Consider the following 301-nt stretch of genomic DNA (forward strand, 5'->3'; position numbering starts at 1 on the left):
TCTTGGAAATATGATCACATAGCCTGCTATAACTCAGCTGGTATCCCAATTCATGGATCTTTTCGAGAATATCTATATTCTTGAGTCGTTGTTTGGAACGGCCATCTAAACGTTTTGCCGTATTCTCTTCTAAACACTTATTGATGATCTCCAGCACTTCATCGTTTAAACGCGGTTTTGAACGATTAGAACTATTGTAAACTGAACCCGTTCTGAGATATTGGTTCAATAAAGAAGAGGGCTTATCCTGATCACTTAATGGTGAGCTTTTAAACTGCTCGTATTCTGCAAGCCGATGACG

Annotated in this window: 1 protein-coding gene; it reads right to left on the reverse strand. The window is 39.2% G+C overall.

The window, feature by feature from the left end; genetic code table 11:
• A partial coding sequence (locus tag ACHFIZ_RS17990; RefSeq protein ID WP_410888359.1) for a hypothetical protein occupies positions 1 to 301 on the reverse strand: 301 nt, incomplete at both ends.

Origin of the sequence: Pedobacter sp. JCM 36344, assembly GCF_046546555.1 — a bacterium.
GTDB lineage: Bacteria > Bacteroidota > Bacteroidia > Sphingobacteriales > Sphingobacteriaceae > Pedobacter.